The following is a 19,386-nucleotide window of genomic DNA, read 5'->3' on the forward strand; positions in this document are numbered from 1 at the left end:
TTTATGGCAACATTAAGGGAGCCTGTAAAAATCTTTATAGTTCAGTCTCTTGCTTGCTTTGATACACCCCAACAGGTTGCAGATGCTGTCAAACAAGAATACGGGATAGAAATAGATAGAAGGCAGTGCGCTGCTTATGACCCAACAAAACTTGCGGGAAAAAATCTAAGCAAAAAACTAAAGGACCTATTTCATCAAACTAGAAATGATTTTAAGACGAATGTATTCGATATCCCTTTAGCAAATAAAGCAGTACGTCTCAAGGAATTACAGAATATATATAACGATCCAAAGGTTAATAGAATTCTAAAAACCAAGCTGATCAAACAATTCAAAGATGAGATGCATGGTTATGAGATTCAGCTCCTGGATATTCAATTAAAGCAACTTGAAATTGAACGAATCAAAACAGGTGATGGAGATGGTGCAGATGATCCGACGCCAGTGAAAGTCACCATTCAAGTTGTAGATGCGAGTAAACAAGATGCCGAATATCAACCCGACGCTGAACGTGCCTCAGGCAAACTTTCTACAACTTCCGAATAAATTTCGTGCCTTTGTTGCAGGGTTTGGTAGTGGCAAAACTTGGGTAGGCTGTTCAAGCCTCTGCGATAAGTCTTGGGAATTTCCAAAGGTACCTTTAGGTTATTTTGCCCCAACATATCCGCAGATCAGAGATATCTTTTTTCCAACCATAGACGAAGTTGCATTTGACTGGGGATTGAAGACAAAGATATACGAATCGAATAAAGAGGTTGATCTGTACTACGGTCGACAGTACCGCAGTACTGTTATTTGTAGATCAATGGAGAAACCGCAAACGATCGTAGGTTTTAAGGTTGGTCACTCTCTAATTGATGAACTCGATGTCATGAATAAGGACAAGGCTCAACAGGCATGGCGTAAAATTATTGCGCGTATGCGTGTGAAACATCCTGGTCTAATGAATGGAATCGATGTTGCGACCACACCTGAGGGTTTCAAATTTACTTATGAGCAATTCGTAAAAGAGGCAAACTCAACGGCAGCAAAACGAAAGCTATATGGAATGATACAAGCTTCAACTTATGACAATGAAAACAATTTACCAGATGATTATATTTCATCTTTGTTTGAATCATACCCGCCACAGTTAATCTCAGCGTATTTAAAAGGTCAGTTTGTGAACTTGACCAGTGGTGCGGTTTATCCTGATTTTGATCGAAAGCTCAATCATACAGATGAAGAGATTCAACCTAGAGAGCATTTGATCATTGGTATGGACTTTAACGTTTTAAAAATGGCTGCAGTTGTTTATGTCATACGTGATGGTAAGCCTCTTGCCTTGGATGAAATAGTTGGGGTGAGAGATACACCAACCATGGCAACATTACTCATTGAGCGTTTTCCATTTCATGAAATGACAGTAATTCCTGATGCAGCTGGTCAAGCCACATCTTCAAAAAACAGCAGTGAATCAGATCACCAAATTTTACGAGACAAGGGTTTTAGGGTTGAGGTTGATGGAACTAACCCCGCGATTAAAGATCGTATTAATGCGGTGAATGCATTAATTCTAAATGGCGATGGTGAGCGTACGTTGAGAGTTAATACAAATAAATGTCCTCGTTTCACTGAAACTCTAGAACAGCAAGTTTATGACAAATTCGGGATGCCTGATAAAACTGCAGGATTAGACCATGTAGGTGATGCGGGTGGTTATCCATTGGCTAAGCGGTTCCCGATCATAAAACCTGTGACTAGCCTTAAAGATATTTCTATTTTTGGAAGAAGAAGATGACAGGTGTAACTTCAAAGCATCCTGAATATATTAAAAACATTGATACCTGGAATAAAGTTGATGATGTTTGTGATGGACAGGACGCAATAAAGAAAAAAGGTAAAACATATTTACCAGTGCCTGTCACTTTCGGTGATGGGGATGAGGACCGTTATAAGGAGTATTTGGATCGAGCGGTTTTCTATGGTGCGACTGGTCGGACTTTGATTAGTCATATTGGTTCAGCATTTAATAAATTGCCTGATTTTAAAAGACCTGACGAGCTTGAGTATTTAGAGCGAAATGCGGATGGTGCAGGACGTTCTATTTATCAAAGCTCCCAACAAATGCTTCGATTGATTTTTAAGCATTATCGTTGTGGTGTGTATGTCGATTTTCCACAAGTTGAGCCTAGTCGTAATCGGGCTGAAGATAAGCAAAAGAATGCATTTCCAATGATTCATACATTGAAAGCTCAATCTGTTATTAATTGGGATTTCATCGTTGTGGGAAATCAGAAAAAACTATCTTTGGTCGTGATTGAAGAAAATATATCAAAGCTTGATGATGATGGATTTGGTCGTACGAGTGATACTCAGTACCGTGTTTTGAGATTACAGAAAGGTCAGGATGATTTTGTTTATTCCGTACAGCTTTATGAGCGGAATGAAAAACAAATTTATGAAGCTGGACCGCTTTACTATCCTACAGATTATCACGGTAAGCATTGGAACTATATTCCATTTACATTTTGTGGTGCGATCGATAATACAGACGAAATTAATAATCCGCCGTTGCTTGAATTGGCTGATCTAAATCTTGCTCATTATCGTAATTCTGCAGATGTGGAAGAATCAGGATTTATTGTGGGTCAACCGATTGTATCAATGCCGAGTATCACTCCTGAGCAATATGAAATCATTAAAAAGGACAAGTTAGCGATTGGCGCTCGGAATGGTTTTCCAACTAAGGTTGAGATTGCTCAAGCGAGTGAGAACAACTTAGCCAAGCAATTAATGACTGATAAATGGCTACAAATGAAAGAAATGGGTGCTCGCCTAATTGAGGTAGGTTCTGCTAATAAAACTGCGACACAAGCAGATAATGAGGATTCTATACAGCATTCAGTTGTTTCACTGGCAGTATCTAATATCAGCGAAGCATTACAAATGGCGTTACGTTGGTGTGCCAAGTTTGCCTTGCCTGATCACGATTTAAAGCCTGATGAACTGACTTATGTTATTTCTCAAGATTTTAATAAACAAAAATACAGTGTTGAACGTTCAAAACTGATTTTAGAGATGGTCCAAGGTGAGTTAATACCACCAGAAGTTCTTTATCAGTATGAGCAAACTGGAACATTCTCAGATGCAAAGTGGGAAGAAATTGAGAAGAAGATTGAAGATTATCGGATGAGTAAGCCATTAGGTGGCTATCAACCATATCAAGGTGTAGATGATGAACGATCTAGAGGTACAACAAGCGATAATTGATGCTTTAAATCAGCATAATTCTTATCTTCAACGCCTATCCTCAAGCTCTATTCATGAAATTTTAAATCATTTTGATGACTTATCATTGGAGATGCTAAAACAACTCCATGATTTGTTGGATGATTTAAATGAAGCAGAAAAAACAACTTTAACGAGTGGGAAATATACAACAGCATCATTAAAAGAAATTCAGGGAGTAATGACGAATTGGCAACAGTCAATCTCTACTATTCTTCCTGAAATTCTTGATATTTCGATGATTGCTTTGGCTTCTTATGAATCAGCATATATCTATAAGTTGGCAAATAAAAGAGCTCCAGTAATTAGTGGTAAAACTCTGCTGAATAAGGCAAAGAAAACACCTTACGCTGGTGGTCAATTATTGGATTATATCTTTCCGAATGTCGCTGAAAGTGTTCGAAAAAAAGCTGAATATGTTATTCGTGATGGTGTTTCAAATGGGCAAACAAATCAGGAAATTATTCAGCGTATTAAAGGAACCAAAGCGCGCAATTATGCTGATGGTTTGTTGAATCAAACTCGGAATGTAATTGATGCTGAAGTTAGAACAGCAAGGGCTCACATAAGTAATAATACTTATGTTGAAACATGGCGAACACTTGGCTTTGAGTTTACTAAAGATATAGCTACTTTAGATGGTCGTACAACACTTATCTGTGCTAGTCGGGATGGTCGTGTACAGAAGTTAGATGCCAATCATCAAAGACCACCATACCATTTTCGCTGTCGTACAGTTCAAGTCGGATGTGACAAAGATGGAAAATTAGATGGTACAAGACCATTTGTTGCGGATAACCGCCCTGTAAAGGGTATTCCAAAAGATCAGCGAGATGGAAAGATTGGACAAGTTGATGCGAATACGACTTATAAAGAATGGTTTGGACGACAAGATGATTCTTTTCAAAAAGAATGGTTAGGTCCTACAAGATTTAAGTTTTATAAGGAAGGTAAGTATTCGATTGATAAATTTGTTGATCCCATTTCTGGACGAAATTTTACTCTGAAAGAATTAAAAGAAAAAGATTTCAAATCTTTTAAGAATTTTGGATTGTAATTACATATTGTAAAAATTCTACAATCTTCTAAATGAAGATTTAAGGTATAAATTTAATTAGTTTTAAATTTCTATTAATGATAGGAGTTAAAAAATGCAGAAATCATATTTCTATCTCAAAACTTTTGATCTTAAAATTGATGATGGTCGGGAACATAATGTGGTAAATATTGGTCTATTTAGTTCTCGTGAAAAAGCTATTGAACATGTTATTGCTCTTGGAAAAAGTCTGGAGTCAGAAGGTTATGAGTTTGCAATTATAGAATTATCATTAATTGCTTAAAAATTTATTTTTAACTATTAAACCGCCGAAAGGCGGTTTTTTATTGCCTGAATTCGGATGAATAAGGCGCAACGAGCGGAAGCTTAATTAAAAATGGTGGAAACCTATGAAACTTAAAACGATTCAAATCGAAAATAAAACTTACGCAGAAGTGAATGAAGAAGGTAAACCTTTATACCTCCATGAAGATGGAACAGAGATTGCCTTTGATGCACCACATGCGATTGCAAAAATTAATGAACTCGGATCAGAAGCAAAAAATCATCGAATTGCCAAAGAACAAGCGGAAGCAAGTTTAAAAACATTTGAAGGTTTAGATGCTGAAAAAGCCCGAAATGCTCTAAATACCATCAAAAACTTTGATGATAAAAAGTTGATTGATGCAGGAGAAGCAGAGAGGGTACGAACTGAAGCAATTGATTCTGTGAAACAAACTTATGAAACACAACTTAGTCAAATCACATCTGAACGTGATGCATTTCAACAGCAATTACATAATGAATTGATCGGTGGTGGATTTGCTCGTTCTAAGTTTATCCAAGAAAAAGTCGCTGTTCCTGTTGATATGGTTCAAGCCATGTTTGGTCAAAACTTTAAGGTCGAAGATGGCAAACCTATCGCATATGACAGTAAAGGTCAAAAAATCTATTCCCGTACAAATCATGGTGATGAAGCTGCTTTTGATGAAGCTTTAGAAATCTTAATCGGTGGATACCAATATAAAGATTCTATTCTAAAAGGTTCACAAGCAGGTGGTGGTGGTTTTTCAGGTCAAGGCGGACAAGGGGGTGGCAAAGCGATGTCACGTCAAAGCTTTGAACAGTTAGCACCACCAGAAAAACAAGCATTCATGAAAGATGGCGGACAAATTACAGAAAATTAATTTTGGAGATTAGTGAATGTCTAATAATTTAAATGGCTTATTGCCAACGCTATATGCAGCACTTGATATTGTTTCTCGTGAGATTACTGGATTTATTCCTGCAGTTACACGTGATACTGGTATTGAACGTGCTGCAGTTGGTGATGATGTAAAAATTCCAGTAACAACCGTTGCAGAAGCACAAGATACTAAACCTGGTGTTCATGCACCAGACGCAGGTGATGGTACGGTAGACAACATCGTGGCTAAAATTACCAAGTCACGAAATGTACCGATCCGCTGGAACGGTGAAGAAACTCGTTCACTACAAAATGCGGGTACCTTTGCTGCAATTCAAACCGATCGTTTTGCTCAAGCTATGCGAACGTTGGTGAATGAAATCGAACGAGACTGTTGGCTAGAAGCTTATAAAAATGCTTCAATTGCTTATGGTACAGCAGGAAAAACGCCGTTCAGCACTGCAGCTGACATGACTGATTTTGCTGGCACATTAGGTATCTTGGAAAACAATGGTGCCCCGCGTAATGATCTGCAATTAGTTTTAGGTCATGCAGCAATTGGTAATTTGCGTGGTAAGCAAGCAGGATTATTCAAGGTCAATGAAGCTGGTCGTGATGACATGCTACGAAATGGTATGACTGACCGTATTATGAACTTTGCGATTCGCCACTCGCATGCAGTCGGTGTACATGCTAAAGGGACTGGTGATGGTTATCTTGTAAATGGCAGTTCATCAGCTGGTGATAAGTCTATTGCTGTAAACACTGGGACTGGAACAATTCTCGGTGGGGATATTGTGACATTTGCGGGTGATGGCACTCAATATGTGTCTGGTGGTTTAGCAGGATCGAACTTAATTCTTAATCATGGATTGGCTTTAGTTCCAGCTGATAAAGCTGCAGTTAGTGTGGGTAATAACTATGTACCAAACCTCGCATTTTCACGTTCAGCAATTGCATTAGCAACACGTACTCCTGCTTTACCTGAGGGCGGAGATAGTGCAGATGATCGTACGCAAATTGTAGATCCTGTTACTGGATTGGCATTTGAAATTGCGGTTTATCGCCAATACAAACAAGTGGTCTATGAGGTCAGTTTGGCTTGGGGTGTCAAAGCTATTGCACCGCGACACATTGGATTACTTTTAGGTTAACCAATAGGGCGAGAAATCGCCCTTATTTTTTGGAAAATAGAAATGACTTTATTAAATACAGTCCAAATCAAAGATGGTAATGGATACCGTGTAATCAATGAGTCCGATTTTATTCATGGACAACACGAACTCTATGGTGATTCAAAATTATCCAATTTGCCCAACCAAGCTTTAGATGTTGGCTCAAGTTTAGAAGACAAGAAACAATTAAAAGAAGCTGAGATTAAATTAAAAGATTGTCTAGAACAGCTTCAAAACGCTCAAGGTGAATTTATTGCATTTAAAAACAATATTGATGCGATGAAAGCCCGAATCACCGAATTGGAAGCAAACGCCGATAAAACGGATGAAGAAAAACCGAAAACAACCAAAACAAAATAGGTGAGTCATGAGCTTTATCACTATAGAAGATGCAAATCGTATATTGGGGAGCGACTTTGCGCCTGAAGGTGATAAAGCTCGTTTAATACTGTTAGCCAATACATGGATGAAGAATGAAATTGGTTTTGTTCCTGATCCAATAGATTCTTTATTGCAAGATGCAGCATGTGAAATCGTGAAAGGTATTAAAGCTAGTGTGATTTATTCTGGTGTTTCACGACAAACAACGAGTGAACGTGTAAAAGCCGATTCAGTTGAAGTTGAGGAATCTTTTGTTGAGGGTAGTCGTGATATTTCCGAATTTGAGCAGATTGCTAAAGCATTCATAAATTCGTTAGATCTAAAACCCAAAGGATTCACATTCAAGGTGTATCGCGGATGAGAGATAAGATTCAATCTAAAGTGGCTAAGGCTTTTAATACTAAGCTCGCTGATGCAATTACCACTTTCACATGTTCTAAAGAAATCCAATCTGGTGATTTCGATTTTGACTCACAGACTTACTCCACAGTGATTGTTAAGCAATACTCAGGACGTGGCGTATTTGGCTCATATAAGCGAGATTTGGTTAAGCCTAACGATTATCAAGTCGAGGATATAAAAGCCATTGTACTTCAAAATGAAGTCAGCCAAGAGCCTCAGATTGATGATGTTTGGTTGACAAGCAAAGGTCAATTTAAAGTTTTAAATGTTGCTGAGGATCCAAGCGGAAGTATTTGGATTTGCCAGTTACGTAAGTAAAGGACCAATTAGATTGTGTAATTTATTACCTGAATAATGTTTAGTTCTTTAATTAGCTGTGTTTATTCTAACACCATGAAACACAATGGTATCCAGTCTATGCTATAAATTGAACTTGATGTAAAAGGAGAAATCACTATGTCGATTGGAGATAAATCTGCTTATACAGCAAAACAAAAGCGTCAGGCAAAACATATTTATGAGAGCGAAAAGAAATTAGGTCGCTCTGATGAAGAAGCAGAACGTATTGCTTGGGCAACAGTAAATAAACAAGATGGTGGGGGAAATAAGAAAGCCCATTAATCTAAGTAAAAAATCCACATTTGTGGATTTTTTTATGGAGGAAATATGAGCTGGAAAGGATCCAAACCAACAGACTTTGCAATTCAGATTAAAAATGACTCTGAGCAGCACTTAAAAAAGATCAGTACCGAAATGCTTCAAGGTGTTATTGTTCGATCTCCAGTAGATCAGGGTGCATTCAGAGGAAATCATAAAATATCTGTGAATAATCCTGAAACCACTTTTGATAAAAACCTAAAAGATACCCAAGGTAATAAAACTCTTTTAAGCGAATCAGAAAAGCTTAAGCAATTGAAATTGGGCGACACGGTTTATATTCAAAACAATCTACCTTACGCAGTAAGACTTGAGAATGGGCACTCACAACAAGCGCCGTTAGGAATTTATGGTTTAACCTTTCTTTCAGTATCGAGTAAATACAAATGATGACTTTAAGTGAAGCTGAGAAAGCGATTTATCAAAAGATTGGTCAATTTACTGGCGTGGAAAAAGCGAATTTGCGAATACCAAACCAACCAACTGTGGATGGAAAACCATTTGTTCCGCCTGCAAATAAGTTGTGGTGTAGGGCTCATATTCAGTATGGAGATAGCCAAATAGCTGGAATTGGGAATGGACCTTGTATTCGTGATATTGGACTAATCTCCATCCAATGTTTCGCACCAAAAAATACCGGCACAATTGCTATGACAAATCTATGTGACCAATGGCGTGAATTTCTTCAATCATTTGGTGTTTCACATTTAGAGGTTTACAAAGTGCATGCGCCACAAGATATGGATGATGATAACTTTTACGCTAGAATTGTTCGCGCTGAATTTAGAGTGAATTGATTTGCACTTAATTGCTGATAAAAAAATCAAGTATAATATGACATATAAAGATATAGTTTTTACTTAGTGGGAGTAGGAATTGGATAACTTACTTGATTCTGAAAAAGTTAAAATATTTCAAAAGATTGAAACTAAATTTGAATTATATTTAATCAATAAAATTAATAATGTAAGTTTTTATCCACCTAATAACTTCTTTTCTTACAATGTTCTATTCCAAACAATATTAGAACCTAATGGCTTCGATATATTTAAATTTAAGGAGTTAAATACTCTAGAAAAAATTCAAAAAACTGCTAAATGTTGTCGAAAAATGGGAATGGATGATTTTAACACTAATTATTTAGTAGATATTTTAGAGGATGGAGCATCTCAATTTATTGACAATTAAGTTATAAATATTTTTTAACGCCACTCAAATGAGTGGTTTTTTTATGCCTAAATTAAGGAGAACTTCATGAGTTCTGGAGCTAAACAATTAACCCGAGTTGGTTTTGAAGCATCACCCGGTGTGATTGCAACAACTTGGAATACATTTGCATTTACCACCAATGGTTTGGATGCATCGGCACAAACCACCGAATCACAAACAATCAAAGATTCACGAATTGCAGCTGGTACTTTAGTGACTGGTGTTGAAGTACAAGGCGATATTGAATCTGAATGGGCTTATGGCATTCAAGATGGTGTCTTAGAGCTTGTTGCCTTCAATGCTTGGAATAGTAACGTTTTGACGTTTGGTGGTACTAGTCGAAAAACACTTTCGATTATTCGCGGTTTTACTGATATCGATAACTTTCAAGTTTTCACAGGTTGTCATATCAATCAATGGACCTTGAGCATCCCTGATAGTGGCATTGTGACTTCTAAATTCTCAATCATGGCAATGAAACGTACTGCATATGAGGTTGCACCTACTGGTACCGTAACACCTGCAGGAGATGCAATTCCATTTACAAGTCTTTCAACCGGCGACATTTTGATTGAAAGTGAAAAGAAAGCAGGGATGTGCGTCACTCAGATTGAATTGACTATTGATAATACAATGCAGATTCAAAAGTGCTTGGACTATGAAAACAATATTTCTGGAATTTTAGAAACCATCATGAAAGGCAGTGGTAACTTTACAGTTGCATGGTCTAAAAACACCGCTGAGTTATATGAAAAACAGTTCTTGAATGAGCCGATTAGCCTTGAATATAGCCTGAAAGATAAAGATGGGAATAAATACACATTGTCACTTCCAAATGTGTTGGTTTCAGCACCTCTACCAAATGGTGGAGCAGGCGACATTCTTAACACTCAATTTTCATTCACTGTGGCAGATGCTGCACCTACTCTTAAACGTATTCCTATCGTGGCAGGTCCATAAGTATGAAAATTAAAATTGAAGAACAAGAACAAACCAAAATTCCAAGCAAGCTGATTGATTACAAAGATGGTTCTAAATTCCTGATTGCAGGAATAGATAAGCCCTCATTCAAGCATTGCATGGAGTTACGTGGCACTCGTATTGAGCAAGAGATTCAAGGTGTCCGAGATATAACAGATGATAGTTCCCGTGAAATTGCCCAATCATTTAGTAAGGCAGTGTCACACTTAGTCTTGAACTGGCAAGGCTTAGAAGATGAAGAAGGGAATATTTTTGAATATTCAAAGCAAAATGCTGAGATTCTTTGCACAAGTACAAATGAGTCAATCGAGCTTATTGTGTGGATCCTTGCAGAAGCCCAAAAGATTCAAGTTGAAGCCAACGAAGAAAAGGCTGAAACATTGGGAAAGTCATCCAGCTCTACAAGTACCAAACAGCGAAATGGGACATCGAAAAAGCAAGAGAAGTCTATCAAAAGCTAGGTCAGCCACTACCTGATTATTACTTACCACCTGAATATTCATACACAGCTCACTCCATTCTTTCAGCTTATTACATGATTGCTCGTTCTAGACACTATGAGCAATGCATTCCTATGGCTTTAAGTCTTGGGGCTGTGAATGATTACTGTGAGCAGTATGAATCACCGGTACCTAGATGGATTTTCAATGATTGTATCTTTGCTTTAGACAACCTGTTTTTGGAAGAGGCGAGTAAGAAGAAGTGATCTTTCGATTGAGCTACACATATGAGAGAGAACTATATTCGTATAGTTTTCTATAGCCCAAAACAAAACCCCAAGAGTTCACAGCTCTTGGGGTTTTTGTTTCCAACCCACAACACGCACTTGAGGATTAGAACATATATGAATTTTAACATCGGGAACTGGATTGTGAAAGCACTAGAACTCATCGAGCAATATAAATCTGTAAAAACATTTTGCTACTGGATTTTGTTTGTAATCGCATTGTTTGCAATACCTCAAATTCTTTTAGCTGCAACAAAGCTTATTGAAGCAATCAACTAGAAATTATTTAAATTTTTGCCCGCCTTTCCTGCGGGCTTTTTTTCACCCGTAGGAAAGCGAAATGACAGAACAAACAAGCCGTTTAGTAATTGAAATCAGCTCTGAACAAGCTAAAAAGAATGCTGAAGAGTTTAGTAAAGAGTTGGTCAAAATCTTTACTGGTGGTGAAAAGGCGAGTGATTCAACGTCGAAGCTTGGTAAAACCATTCAAGTCACAAGCAACATTACTCAAAACTTCAATACTACTGTGAATAATACGACTAAGGCTTTAGGTGATCAGGAAAAACAAGTCAATCAAAATGGCTTAGCCATCAAAGAAATGGCTAAGTTCGTAGCTGGTTATATTTCTATCAGTAAAGGTATTGCTGCGGCTGATAATTACACACAGATGGCGGCACGTATACGAAATGCGACATCTAGCGCTCAAGAGTACAACTTAGTTCAAGAGAGATTGTTGGTAACCGCAAATACAACATTCCGGGCACTAAACGAAGCTCAAGAGGTATATCTATCACTTGCGGGTGGGATGAAATCACTTGGCTACAGTACCAAGCAAACTTTAGACTTATCGGATTCTTTATCCTTTGCTTTTACAGCTAATGCAACACGAGCTGATCAAGCGCAATCAGCAATGGATGCACTATCAAAATCAATGGCTAAAGGAACAATTGATGCAGATGCATGGATTTCGATTGTGACTGGTGCTGATAATATTATTGCTGATATGGCAAAAACCACAGGAAAAACTGAGTCTGAAATTCGTCAACTTGGAGCAACTGGTAAAGCTTCCCTTGAAGATCTCATTAAAACATTGGTTGCAACTCGAGAGCAGAATGAAAAACTTGCTAACAACATGGAGAATAGCTTTAAGGATGGACTTCAAAAGCTAACAAACGAAACAACAGTTTTCCTCGGCAAACTTAATGAAACGACTAAATTAACTGGAACCTTAGCTGCAGGTCTTGGATATCTCGGTGAACATGTAGATAAACTTGCTGTCTTAGGTGGAATTGCCGCTTCAATTTATGGTGGGCGGTTAGTAGCTGCATTTGTTCAAACTAGTATAAAAGCTGGTTGGGCAACTGCGGCGATTCTAACCCAAACTGGCGCCATGAATGCATCAACAGCAGCAGCACGTTCTTTATATCTTGCACTAGGTGGTCCAGTAGGTTTGGCTGTAGCAGGGATTGGAGTCGCATCAAGCTTTTTATTGATGAAAGATTCATCCAAGGATGTTAATGCGTCTTTAGAAGAGCAAGGCTTGAATGTTGATGAGCTACGTGAAAAATATAGTCAACTGAATGCTGAGCAATTGAAGTTAAAGGCATTAGATGCTGCTGATGCTATTGAAGAACAGAGTGAAAAAATAGCTTCATCCCTCACATCTCTTCAGCAATATATAAGTGATTTGAATGCGCAAGGTAAAACTGGTGAAGCCAAGACTTTGCAAACTTATTTGGTTGAGTTACAAGCTGGTGGAGAGCGTGCAAAAACAGCATTTGCCAACCTTGAAAAGCAAAATATTGTTAGTCCGCATTCTCTCAAATTAGCTGCTCAAGTTGGATCTACTGTTAAGAGTAGTAACACTGAAATTGAAAAACAAAACCAAATTCTAAGCATTGCTTCCAATAAACACATTGATCATGCCAAAGCAGCTAAAACTGGGGCAGAGGGCGTTGCTCAGTTTGGAAAAGAAGCGGTAGGTTCTGCTGCACAAATAAAAGGTTTAAGTGCTGAGGTTCAAAAGTTTATTAACGATACCTTGAGTAGTATCTCTAGTAATAGTGAAGTGTTGGCATTAAGAGCAAAAGGCATATCTAAGGAATATGCTGAAGCCTATGTAAAACTTAAGCAAACTCTAGGTTTACTTGGCAAAGATCAGGCAGTTGATACTGGTGCGTTTAGCTTAATGATGGCGGATCTTTCAATTAAGCAAAAGATCAAAAATCTAGATGAACAACAAGCCAAATCTGAAAAAGATCGTACAGAGGAGCTTAAAAAACAGCAACGCATTCAAGAGCAAACAATTAAGTCTAAGACAATAGATTCTGTGATTGCCCGAGGCGAAGGAAATTACAATTCCTTCAACAAAGGCAAAGCAGGTGATAGTGTTGGATCTAAGCTTAATTTGGTGGATATGACTGTTGGTCAAATTAGAGCTTTACAGAAGAATGGTTCTATATTTGCAGCAGGGAAATATCAAACAATTCCATCTACACTTCAAGGTGCTATTGATGCTGGGATTGTTTCTGTTGCTGAAAAATTTAATGCTAGTGTTCAAGAACGCATTGTTCAGCAATATCTACTCACAGCAAAGAAAGATCGTGGAAACATTGAGGATTACATCAAGGGAAAAAGCGATAATTTAACTGCTGCCAATATCGATTTATCCAAAGAGTTTGCATCTGTAGCCAACCCATTAACAGGTAAATCTTATTATGATGGTAAAGCTGGTAACAAGGCGAGTATAAGTGTCAAAGATGCTCAAAATGCTCTTAAAGCCAGTCGTGAATTATATGCTCAAGCGATAGCATCTGGTAAATCAGCTCAAGAGGCATGGAAAGCTGCCTTTAATGGTTCTATTTCGTTTGTTGATGGGTCTAAAACTCAAAAAGATATTGATAAATATACTAAAGATCAAATGGATGAAGCTGAGCAAATCCAAAAGACCTTTAGAGCTAAATCAATTCAAGATGAACAGGATTTTCAGGATCAACTCAAGAAGATTCGTGAAAATTCAGCGTTATCAAGTGATGAAAAAAAATCATATGAAGCCCAGTTAACCAAACGATTTGAAGCGCAAAAGAAACTTAATAATCTCCAACAAGATTATGAGTTGAATAGTTTCAAATATACCGAGGACCAAAAGTTAATTTATCAGCGTGATTCATCTAAGCTGCAATTAGATGCCGAGGGTAAATATAGCGATGAGATTAAGGCTCTCCATAGAAAGTCAATTGATGATCAATTTGCGTATGAACTTGAGAAGTCTAAACTATCTAAAGATCAGCGTTTACTTCAGGCAACTGAATTCTACATGTCAGAGCTTCAATTAGCTAAGGCTAGATATGACATAGAAAAAAGGCTTATTGCTCAGAGCAATGAAGACCCTGCTGAAAAAGCCTTTAAAACACAGATGCTTGAATTACAGAATCAAGTAGACATGAATCGTCGACTAAGGGATGCGTCCATGGGCTGGGATTCGGTCCGTTCTCAAATGGACGGTTCATCTGCACGATATCAAGTTAATCAAGAGCGCTTTAATAGAATGGATGTGTCACAGAACCTTTTTGACACACAAATTGCTGATGTTGAGAGACAAGAGCAAGAACCAGGTGCTGATCTGGAAAAATTGGCAGAGGTTCGTGAGCAAATTTGGGCTGCACATAATCAGCGGATGATTGATATCGAAAATCAGTATCAAAAGGATTCCTTGAATTTGCAGTTAACACAAGCTCAGCAATTAACTGGTTCATTTGCAAATATGTTTAGGGGGATTTTGGGTGAAAGCTCAGGAGCTTATAAAACAATGTTTGCAATGCAACAGGGTTTTGCACTCACTCAAGCTGGTATGAATTTATGGTCCTCAGTTTCAGATGCTTATGCTAAAGAACCTGGTACAGTGTGGCAGAAAGTAGCAGCGGGGGCTAAGGCTGCTTTGGATCAAGGAACATTCTTGGCGATGATCCAAGCAATTACACCTCAAGGTTTTGCTACTGGTGGACACATCACAGGCAAAGGCACTGGAACAAGTGATGATATTCCGATCATGGCATCGAATGGTGAGTTTATGATTCGCCAAGCGGCAGTATCGAAACTTGGGTTGGTTGCATTGAATTATATGAATAAGACAGGTGAACTGCCTTTTCAGAACGAGTTTAATGCAGCTAAGTATCAGTTCTCTCTACCTACTAAGCAACCTACTGAAAAGTTTAGAGATGGCGGCTTGATTGGTGTTTCTCGAATGAGCAATGCTGATTTTGAAAGGAGGCAGTTTGCAAATATTCAGCAAAGCAATAGCATGTCAACCCAACCAAAAGTCACCATTATTAATCAAACTTCTCAACCTGTAGAAGCTGCAACTCAATGGGATGGTAATGAGTTGCAAGTGGTTTTAAAGGAGATGCAAAAGCAAAATGAGGCGATGATGGATGCTAAGATAGAGAAGCGCTTTATGATGTCAAAACGTCAAGGCTGGTAGTTATTGATTAGAATAAGCCATTTCGATGGCTTTCTTTTTAAATTATTGATATTTTATAATTGCTTAAACGAGTGCTTTAGAATGAAAAAAATCTTACTACTGGGTTTAATTTGGGTGGTGGTGGGATGCGGTTCTTCAAAAGAGAAACTTAAATTTGATGAATTAAGAGAAAAAATTGAAAAGCTTCAAATTGAGGTAAAACCTTTAAATGCTGAATGTAACTCTTTTATAGAAAAATATGAAATTGAATACAATAAGGGCGATGTAGTAAAAGCACTAGAATTTGCTAATCAATCTGTTCCAAGTTGCTCTGCAGCAAAGAAATTAAATGAAGAAATTGTTAAGCTAAGTGAACAGACTTTAATGCTGTTGCCTTACCTGAAAGAGAGTGAAATTCCTAATTGAATAAATATTGACTCAATATAACCTCTCTCTAGAGGTTTCTTTCTAACCATATATTTTGTATCTTGGTCTAAATAGATTAAGGATATTCCATGAAAAAGATAATTTTAATTGTTCTGGTTACTCAGGCACTTATAGCTTGTGCTAGCGTAGCTACTCAACGCTATGAAACACTTAATGATCTAATGCAATCATGGGTTGGATCTTCAGAAGAAAAACTTGTAAATAAATGGGGAGTACCAGATAAGAGTTATACATTAACGAATGGGAATAAAATTATTTCTTATGAAACTTTTGTTCATCCAGGACGTTATTGTGAAGAAAAATTCATGCTTGAAAAAGGAATCATAGTGAAGTGGGGGCACTCTCGTTGCGATTTGAATTTCAGTAATGCTAAGAAAATTTCAAAAGATATTCCAATTCCTCAACCTACTCTTTGATAATTTAATAAGAACTTAATTTGATTGATTAAAACCTCCCTCGGGAGGTTTTTTTGGCAGATCAAATCTCAATTATGATACAATTTGATAATGATACTTATTATTAATTAACACCATTATGAAGAAACTTGTTTTCCTACTTTTTTTACTTCTACCTTTAGCATCATTTGCTAAAACAGATCCAGATTTTGCAAAACCATTAGAGCTTTCTGGTGATTTCTTAAGCGTTAATTTGAACTCTAAAGAAGGTGAATATAAAGGAAACTTTTTAGCAAAACAGGGATCAATGAAAATTGAAGGAAATAAAATCAAAATAAAACAGAAGCAAAATAAACAACTTGAGAGTATTGTGGCATCTGGTCAGCCTGTTCGATTTTCCAAGATGAACTATCAAAGTAATGAAATGGTAAATGGTAGTGCTTTAAAAATTACTTATGATGCGAATAAGCTTTTAATAACACTAGAAGGTAATGCTGAAATCTTGAGTGGTAGTGGAAATAGTTTTAGAAGTCATATTATTACTTATGGGTTAACTAATGGGGAGATCAAAGCTGTTGGAAATTCTCAAAGGAGAGTACAAATTGTAATTCCTCCAAGTGGCTCAAGAGAAAGCACACCCTTGGTGAAATAACCTATTGATTTAAAAATTAACTTAATATCACATACGCATTCTAAGAGCTTTATTTTTAGCATAAAAATTAGTATCTTGGACTAAATATACTAGAGATATATCATGAAAAGCTTATTTATAATTTTCAGTTTATTGGTTTCCAGTTTTTGTTTTGGAGCAGATTCTAAGGTTCAAGAAGTGCAGAAAAGCACAAATGATAAAATGTTAGCTACATGGGCGAGACCGCCAAGAATATTTTTTAAAGATGAAATATTAAAAGGTTACGACAGAGATGTTTTAATTTCGTTTGAAACCGATGTGACTGGCTGGGTTAAACATGCTGAAGTAATTAAAAGTAGTGGTTTGGATGATGTAGATAATTTAGTTTTACAGGCGGTGCAAAAAGCAAAATTTAGTGCTTGGAATGCTTGGGATGTAAAAACTAATTACGCAGCACGCGCAAAACAACCTTTTCACTTTGCAGTTTCCAGAGATCCTAAATTCGAAAATGAACCAAGGATCGTTCTAAAAAAATCAGATTTAGAAGGCGAAAACAGATCATTAAGTATTTATTTAGAAGCCGACAATAGCGGCAAAATCACGAAAGCTGAGATCGCTAAAAGTAGCGGATTAACCAAATTAGATAATTACATACTGAAAGAATTTAAAGATAAAGCAAGTTTTAAGCCTTTAAATATCAACGGTAAGCCTTATCCGATTAAAAAGACAAAAGAATTGTACTTTTCTCTAAATTCTGCTGAAGAAGGATAAAGTATAGTTTTACAAAAATGAGAAAACCAAACCCACTCAACCGAGTGGGTTTTTACAACGCCAAACCAGATTTATCTAAAAGAATTTTACCGAGGAATATTACTTAAAAAGTAATACCTCAAAACACAAGACAGTCATTCGGCTGTCTTTTTTTATGTCTAAAGAAAAGGAAACAGAATGAAAAAGAGCTTAGCTTTTTTATCAGGAATTTGTTTAGCCCTGAGTTCAGGGTTAGCAAGCGCCGTAACACTTAATGGCTGGAATGTAGGAAATCCAACACCAGTCGGTGCAACCGGTTTAGTTAATGCCACAAAAAATGTAGGAGGTGTTGCTAAGGTTTCAAATGCTTCGATTGTGCCCAATGCTTCCCAAGTATCAAAAATTCTTCGTGGAGGAGTGGCAGGAGTTGCACTGACAGTAGCGGTGAATGAGCTGTTGGATGGTATTGATTGGGTGATGGATCCAGCGAATAATCAGATTCGATATAATGAAAAAAACGGATCTTCAGGTTCGTACTATTATATAAAAGGATTAGAAAAAATATATTTCTCAAATGTTGATACGGCATGTCTTCATTTCGCATCATCAATAAAAGAGCCGCGCTATCATTATGTATCATATATAAAAAGCTTAACTAGTGATCAATACGGTTGTCAGTTTAAAGTAGATGGATTTGGAGAGGGGCTTTTTGTCCAAACTTGGGTAAATGTAGTATCAGAAATCCCTGAAGAAAAGAACCTCCCACTGGATACAGCATCTCAAAAAGTCATTGATAACGCTCAAGCAGGCAATACTGATGCGCAAGTAGCAACAGTTGCAGCAGCTCAAGATATCTTAAATGAAGCTCAGAACGATGCAGAAAAAGCTAAACCGATTGTTCAGCAGTTAGAAGATAATTCAACTAATGCAGACCCAAATAATCCTGATCCTGATGAAGAAAAGCCTGTAAATGATGGTAAACAGTCAAAAAAAATGAATGAAAAGCAGATTGGTGAATTAGTTGGTAATAAAAACTGGCACAATACACCATTGAAGAAAAAAATTGTTAAAACATATAGCAAAGAATTAAGAGGTTCGAATAATTTTGACTTTTATAAAGACCCTAAAACGGGAGAAATTTTTATAAAAGGTAATAAGTCGAAAGAAATGATCTTGATCAATTTGGAGAAATTTTTGTAATGAAAGCTAGAATCACGTTTGATATTTCAGGAGAAAACTTTAATGCTAAAAGCTGCATTGAAAGATTAAACTCTAACGAGTTAAAAACATTTCTCTATCAGGATGAATTTCCTAATAGCATTTCATTTGTACATCCAAATGAGTTTATTGATTATCATGATGAAAGTTATAGTGCTTATGAAAAAGCATATTTAGATTTTATTATTAACAATATTGCAGAACTTGCCCGATGTGGTGCTAATGATTTTTCATTGTTTACTGAAATGTATATTCAAAATGATGAGCAGTGTAATTTTGAAGTGTTAAGTCCTGGATTCTATCCATATATTTGGAAGTACGAAATTCGTATGCCAACGAGTGTTTATATTATTGATGATGAGACGTCAATACAAAACACCTAGAAATAGAATGTAAAGAACCGCCATAGGCGGTTTCTTTAGCCGTAGAATAGTTTTAAATTCTTAGTCAATAATGGATTTA

The 19,386-nt window shown here is 36.9% G+C and carries 24 protein-coding genes; all 24 read left to right on the forward strand.

Translation table 11 applies throughout. The annotated features are described in order from the left end of the window. The first annotated feature begins 3 nt into the window (after window positions 1-3). Entirely contained in the window at window positions 4-546 is a 543-nt protein-coding gene (locus tag AC1Z3T_RS05325; protein WP_348926851.1) for a DUF2280 domain-containing protein, read from the forward strand. Beyond that, a complete protein-coding gene (locus tag AC1Z3T_RS05330) occupies window positions 485-1,780 on the forward strand; it encodes a terminase large subunit domain-containing protein (protein ID WP_483396512.1) in 1,296 nt (431 codons plus the stop codon). Before AC1Z3T_RS05325 ends, AC1Z3T_RS05330 begins: the two co-directional genes overlap by 62 nt. After that, complete coding sequence (locus AC1Z3T_RS05335) at window positions 1,777-3,252, forward strand: DUF4055 domain-containing protein (RefSeq protein ID WP_483396513.1); 1,476 nt, start codon at window positions 1,777-1,779, stop codon at window positions 3,250-3,252. Before AC1Z3T_RS05330 ends, AC1Z3T_RS05335 begins: the two co-directional genes overlap by 4 nt. Further along, on the forward strand, window positions 3,218-4,327 hold the full coding sequence (locus tag AC1Z3T_RS05340; RefSeq protein ID WP_266125895.1) for a structural protein: 1,110 nt from the start codon (window positions 3,218-3,220) through the stop codon (window positions 4,325-4,327). Before AC1Z3T_RS05335 ends, AC1Z3T_RS05340 begins: the two co-directional genes overlap by 35 nt. Before the next feature lie 94 nt (window positions 4,328-4,421). Then, on the forward strand, window positions 4,422-4,610 hold the full coding sequence (locus tag AC1Z3T_RS05345) for a hypothetical protein (protein ID WP_151959546.1): 189 nt from the start codon (window positions 4,422-4,424) through the stop codon (window positions 4,608-4,610). 106 nt (window positions 4,611-4,716) lie between these two features. After that, complete coding sequence (locus AC1Z3T_RS05350) at window positions 4,717-5,493, forward strand: DUF6651 domain-containing protein (RefSeq protein ID WP_266125894.1); 777 nt, start codon at window positions 4,717-4,719, stop codon at window positions 5,491-5,493. Window positions 5,494-5,509: 16 nt separating this feature from the next. Then, entirely contained in the window at window positions 5,510-6,646 is a 1,137-nt protein-coding gene (locus tag AC1Z3T_RS05355; RefSeq protein WP_353168677.1) for a major capsid protein, read from the forward strand. A gap of 42 nt (window positions 6,647-6,688) precedes the next feature. Then, a complete protein-coding gene (locus tag AC1Z3T_RS05360) occupies window positions 6,689-7,027 on the forward strand; it encodes a hypothetical protein (protein WP_266125892.1) in 339 nt (112 codons plus the stop codon). Between the two features lie 7 nt (window positions 7,028-7,034). Next, window positions 7,035-7,409, forward strand: a complete 375-nt coding sequence (locus AC1Z3T_RS05365; RefSeq protein ID WP_266125891.1) for a hypothetical protein — start codon at window positions 7,035-7,037, stop codon at window positions 7,407-7,409. Continuing rightward, window positions 7,406-7,768: a glutamate 5-kinase gene (locus AC1Z3T_RS05370; protein WP_266125890.1), complete on the forward strand. Its 363-nt coding sequence runs from the start codon at window positions 7,406-7,408 to the stop codon at window positions 7,766-7,768. The genes AC1Z3T_RS05365 and AC1Z3T_RS05370 overlap by 4 nt, the downstream gene beginning before the upstream one ends. A 138-nt stretch (window positions 7,769-7,906) precedes the next feature. Continuing rightward, a complete protein-coding gene (locus tag AC1Z3T_RS05375) occupies window positions 7,907-8,071 on the forward strand; it encodes a hypothetical protein (protein ID WP_266125889.1) in 165 nt (54 codons plus the stop codon). Window positions 8,072-8,116: 45 nt separating this feature from the next. Then, entirely contained in the window at window positions 8,117-8,497 is a 381-nt protein-coding gene (locus tag AC1Z3T_RS05380) for a hypothetical protein (protein WP_266125888.1), read from the forward strand. Then, window positions 8,494-8,904, forward strand: a complete 411-nt coding sequence (locus AC1Z3T_RS05385; protein ID WP_266125887.1) for a hypothetical protein — start codon at window positions 8,494-8,496, stop codon at window positions 8,902-8,904. Before AC1Z3T_RS05380 ends, AC1Z3T_RS05385 begins: the two co-directional genes overlap by 4 nt. Window positions 8,905-8,983: 79 nt before the next feature. Next, the gene (locus AC1Z3T_RS05390) at window positions 8,984-9,295 is read left to right on the forward strand and encodes a hypothetical protein (RefSeq protein ID WP_266125886.1); all 312 of its coding nucleotides are present in this window, start codon (window positions 8,984-8,986) and stop codon (window positions 9,293-9,295) included. A 66-nt stretch (window positions 9,296-9,361) separates the two neighbouring features. Then, a complete protein-coding gene (locus AC1Z3T_RS05395; protein WP_483396514.1) occupies window positions 9,362-10,276 on the forward strand; it encodes a phage tail tube protein in 915 nt (304 codons plus the stop codon). A gap of 2 nt (window positions 10,277-10,278) precedes the next feature. Next, on the forward strand, window positions 10,279-10,758 hold the full coding sequence (locus AC1Z3T_RS05400; RefSeq protein ID WP_266125884.1) for a hypothetical protein: 480 nt from the start codon (window positions 10,279-10,281) through the stop codon (window positions 10,756-10,758). A gap of 383 nt (window positions 10,759-11,141) precedes the next feature. Next, window positions 11,142-11,303 (forward strand): hypothetical protein, encoded by a 162-nt coding sequence (locus AC1Z3T_RS05405; RefSeq protein WP_266125883.1) that lies wholly within the window; start codon window positions 11,142-11,144, stop codon window positions 11,301-11,303. A gap of 61 nt (window positions 11,304-11,364) precedes the next feature. Continuing rightward, entirely contained in the window at window positions 11,365-15,504 is a 4,140-nt protein-coding gene (locus AC1Z3T_RS05410; protein ID WP_266125882.1) for a tape measure protein, read from the forward strand. Window positions 15,505-15,585: 81 nt separating this feature from the next. Continuing rightward, a complete protein-coding gene (locus AC1Z3T_RS05415; RefSeq protein WP_483396515.1) occupies window positions 15,586-15,909 on the forward strand; it encodes a hypothetical protein in 324 nt (107 codons plus the stop codon). Between the two features lie 89 nt (window positions 15,910-15,998). Continuing rightward, the gene (locus AC1Z3T_RS05420; RefSeq protein WP_266125880.1) at window positions 15,999-16,346 is read left to right on the forward strand and encodes a hypothetical protein; all 348 of its coding nucleotides are present in this window, start codon (window positions 15,999-16,001) and stop codon (window positions 16,344-16,346) included. 118 nt (window positions 16,347-16,464) lie between these two features. Beyond that, on the forward strand, window positions 16,465-16,977 hold the full coding sequence (gene lptA, locus AC1Z3T_RS05425; RefSeq protein ID WP_151961766.1) for a lipopolysaccharide transport periplasmic protein LptA: 513 nt from the start codon (window positions 16,465-16,467) through the stop codon (window positions 16,975-16,977). A gap of 102 nt (window positions 16,978-17,079) precedes the next feature. After that, window positions 17,080-17,727 carry an energy transducer TonB family protein gene (locus tag AC1Z3T_RS05430; RefSeq protein WP_266125878.1) on the forward strand — a complete coding sequence of 216 codons (648 nt, stop codon included), beginning with the start codon at window positions 17,080-17,082 and terminating at the stop codon, window positions 17,725-17,727. A gap of 177 nt (window positions 17,728-17,904) precedes the next feature. Next, window positions 17,905-18,906, forward strand: coding sequence for a hypothetical protein (locus tag AC1Z3T_RS05435; RefSeq protein WP_266125877.1), 1,002 nt, complete (start codon window positions 17,905-17,907; stop codon window positions 18,904-18,906). Continuing rightward, the gene (locus tag AC1Z3T_RS05440) at window positions 18,906-19,307 is read left to right on the forward strand and encodes a hypothetical protein (protein ID WP_058972233.1); all 402 of its coding nucleotides are present in this window, start codon (window positions 18,906-18,908) and stop codon (window positions 19,305-19,307) included. Before AC1Z3T_RS05435 ends, AC1Z3T_RS05440 begins: the two co-directional genes overlap by 1 nt. Window positions 19,308-19,386 lie beyond the last annotated feature (79 nt).

The organism is Acinetobacter sp. B-6 (assembly GCF_056930735.1).

Bases quoted from the DNA above. Each gene is read 5' to 3' on its own strand.
- AC1Z3T_RS05365 (WP_266125891.1), top strand. From the start codon at position 7,035: ATGAGCTTTATCACTATAGAAGATGCAAATCGTATATTGGGGAGCGAC.
- AC1Z3T_RS05350 (WP_266125894.1), top strand. From the start codon at position 4,717: ATGAAACTTAAAACGATTCAAATCGAAAATAAAACTTACGCAGAAGTG.
- AC1Z3T_RS05335 (WP_483396513.1), top strand. From the start codon at position 1,777: ATGACAGGTGTAACTTCAAAGCATCCTGAATATATTAAAAACATTGAT.
- AC1Z3T_RS05360 (WP_266125892.1), top strand. From the start codon at position 6,689: ATGACTTTATTAAATACAGTCCAAATCAAAGATGGTAATGGATACCGT.
- AC1Z3T_RS05355 (WP_353168677.1), top strand. From the start codon at position 5,510: ATGTCTAATAATTTAAATGGCTTATTGCCAACGCTATATGCAGCACTT.
- AC1Z3T_RS05345 (WP_151959546.1), top strand. From the start codon at position 4,422: ATGCAGAAATCATATTTCTATCTCAAAACTTTTGATCTTAAAATTGAT.
- AC1Z3T_RS05330 (WP_483396512.1), top strand. From the start codon at position 485: ATGCCGAATATCAACCCGACGCTGAACGTGCCTCAGGCAAACTTTCTA.
- AC1Z3T_RS05375 (WP_266125889.1), top strand. From the start codon at position 7,907: ATGTCGATTGGAGATAAATCTGCTTATACAGCAAAACAAAAGCGTCAG.
- AC1Z3T_RS05395 (WP_483396514.1), top strand. From the start codon at position 9,362: ATGAGTTCTGGAGCTAAACAATTAACCCGAGTTGGTTTTGAAGCATCA.
- AC1Z3T_RS05415 (WP_483396515.1), top strand. From the start codon at position 15,586: ATGAAAAAAATCTTACTACTGGGTTTAATTTGGGTGGTGGTGGGATGC.
- AC1Z3T_RS05430 (WP_266125878.1), top strand. From the start codon at position 17,080: ATGAAAAGCTTATTTATAATTTTCAGTTTATTGGTTTCCAGTTTTTGT.
- AC1Z3T_RS05405 (WP_266125883.1), top strand. From the start codon at position 11,142: ATGAATTTTAACATCGGGAACTGGATTGTGAAAGCACTAGAACTCATC.
- AC1Z3T_RS05400 (WP_266125884.1), top strand. From the start codon at position 10,279: ATGAAAATTAAAATTGAAGAACAAGAACAAACCAAAATTCCAAGCAAG.
- AC1Z3T_RS05410 (WP_266125882.1), top strand. From the start codon at position 11,365: ATGACAGAACAAACAAGCCGTTTAGTAATTGAAATCAGCTCTGAACAA.
- AC1Z3T_RS05420 (WP_266125880.1), top strand. From the start codon at position 15,999: ATGAAAAAGATAATTTTAATTGTTCTGGTTACTCAGGCACTTATAGCT.
- AC1Z3T_RS05340 (WP_266125895.1), top strand. From the start codon at position 3,218: ATGAACGATCTAGAGGTACAACAAGCGATAATTGATGCTTTAAATCAG.
- AC1Z3T_RS05385 (WP_266125887.1), top strand. From the start codon at position 8,494: ATGATGACTTTAAGTGAAGCTGAGAAAGCGATTTATCAAAAGATTGGT.
- AC1Z3T_RS05440 (WP_058972233.1), top strand. From the start codon at position 18,906: ATGAAAGCTAGAATCACGTTTGATATTTCAGGAGAAAACTTTAATGCT.
- AC1Z3T_RS05380 (WP_266125888.1), top strand. From the start codon at position 8,117: ATGAGCTGGAAAGGATCCAAACCAACAGACTTTGCAATTCAGATTAAA.
- AC1Z3T_RS05435 (WP_266125877.1), top strand. From the start codon at position 17,905: ATGAAAAAGAGCTTAGCTTTTTTATCAGGAATTTGTTTAGCCCTGAGT.
- AC1Z3T_RS05370 (WP_266125890.1), top strand. From the start codon at position 7,406: ATGAGAGATAAGATTCAATCTAAAGTGGCTAAGGCTTTTAATACTAAG.
- lptA (WP_151961766.1), top strand. From the start codon at position 16,465: ATGAAGAAACTTGTTTTCCTACTTTTTTTACTTCTACCTTTAGCATCA.
- AC1Z3T_RS05325 (WP_348926851.1), top strand. From the start codon at position 4: ATGGCAACATTAAGGGAGCCTGTAAAAATCTTTATAGTTCAGTCTCTT.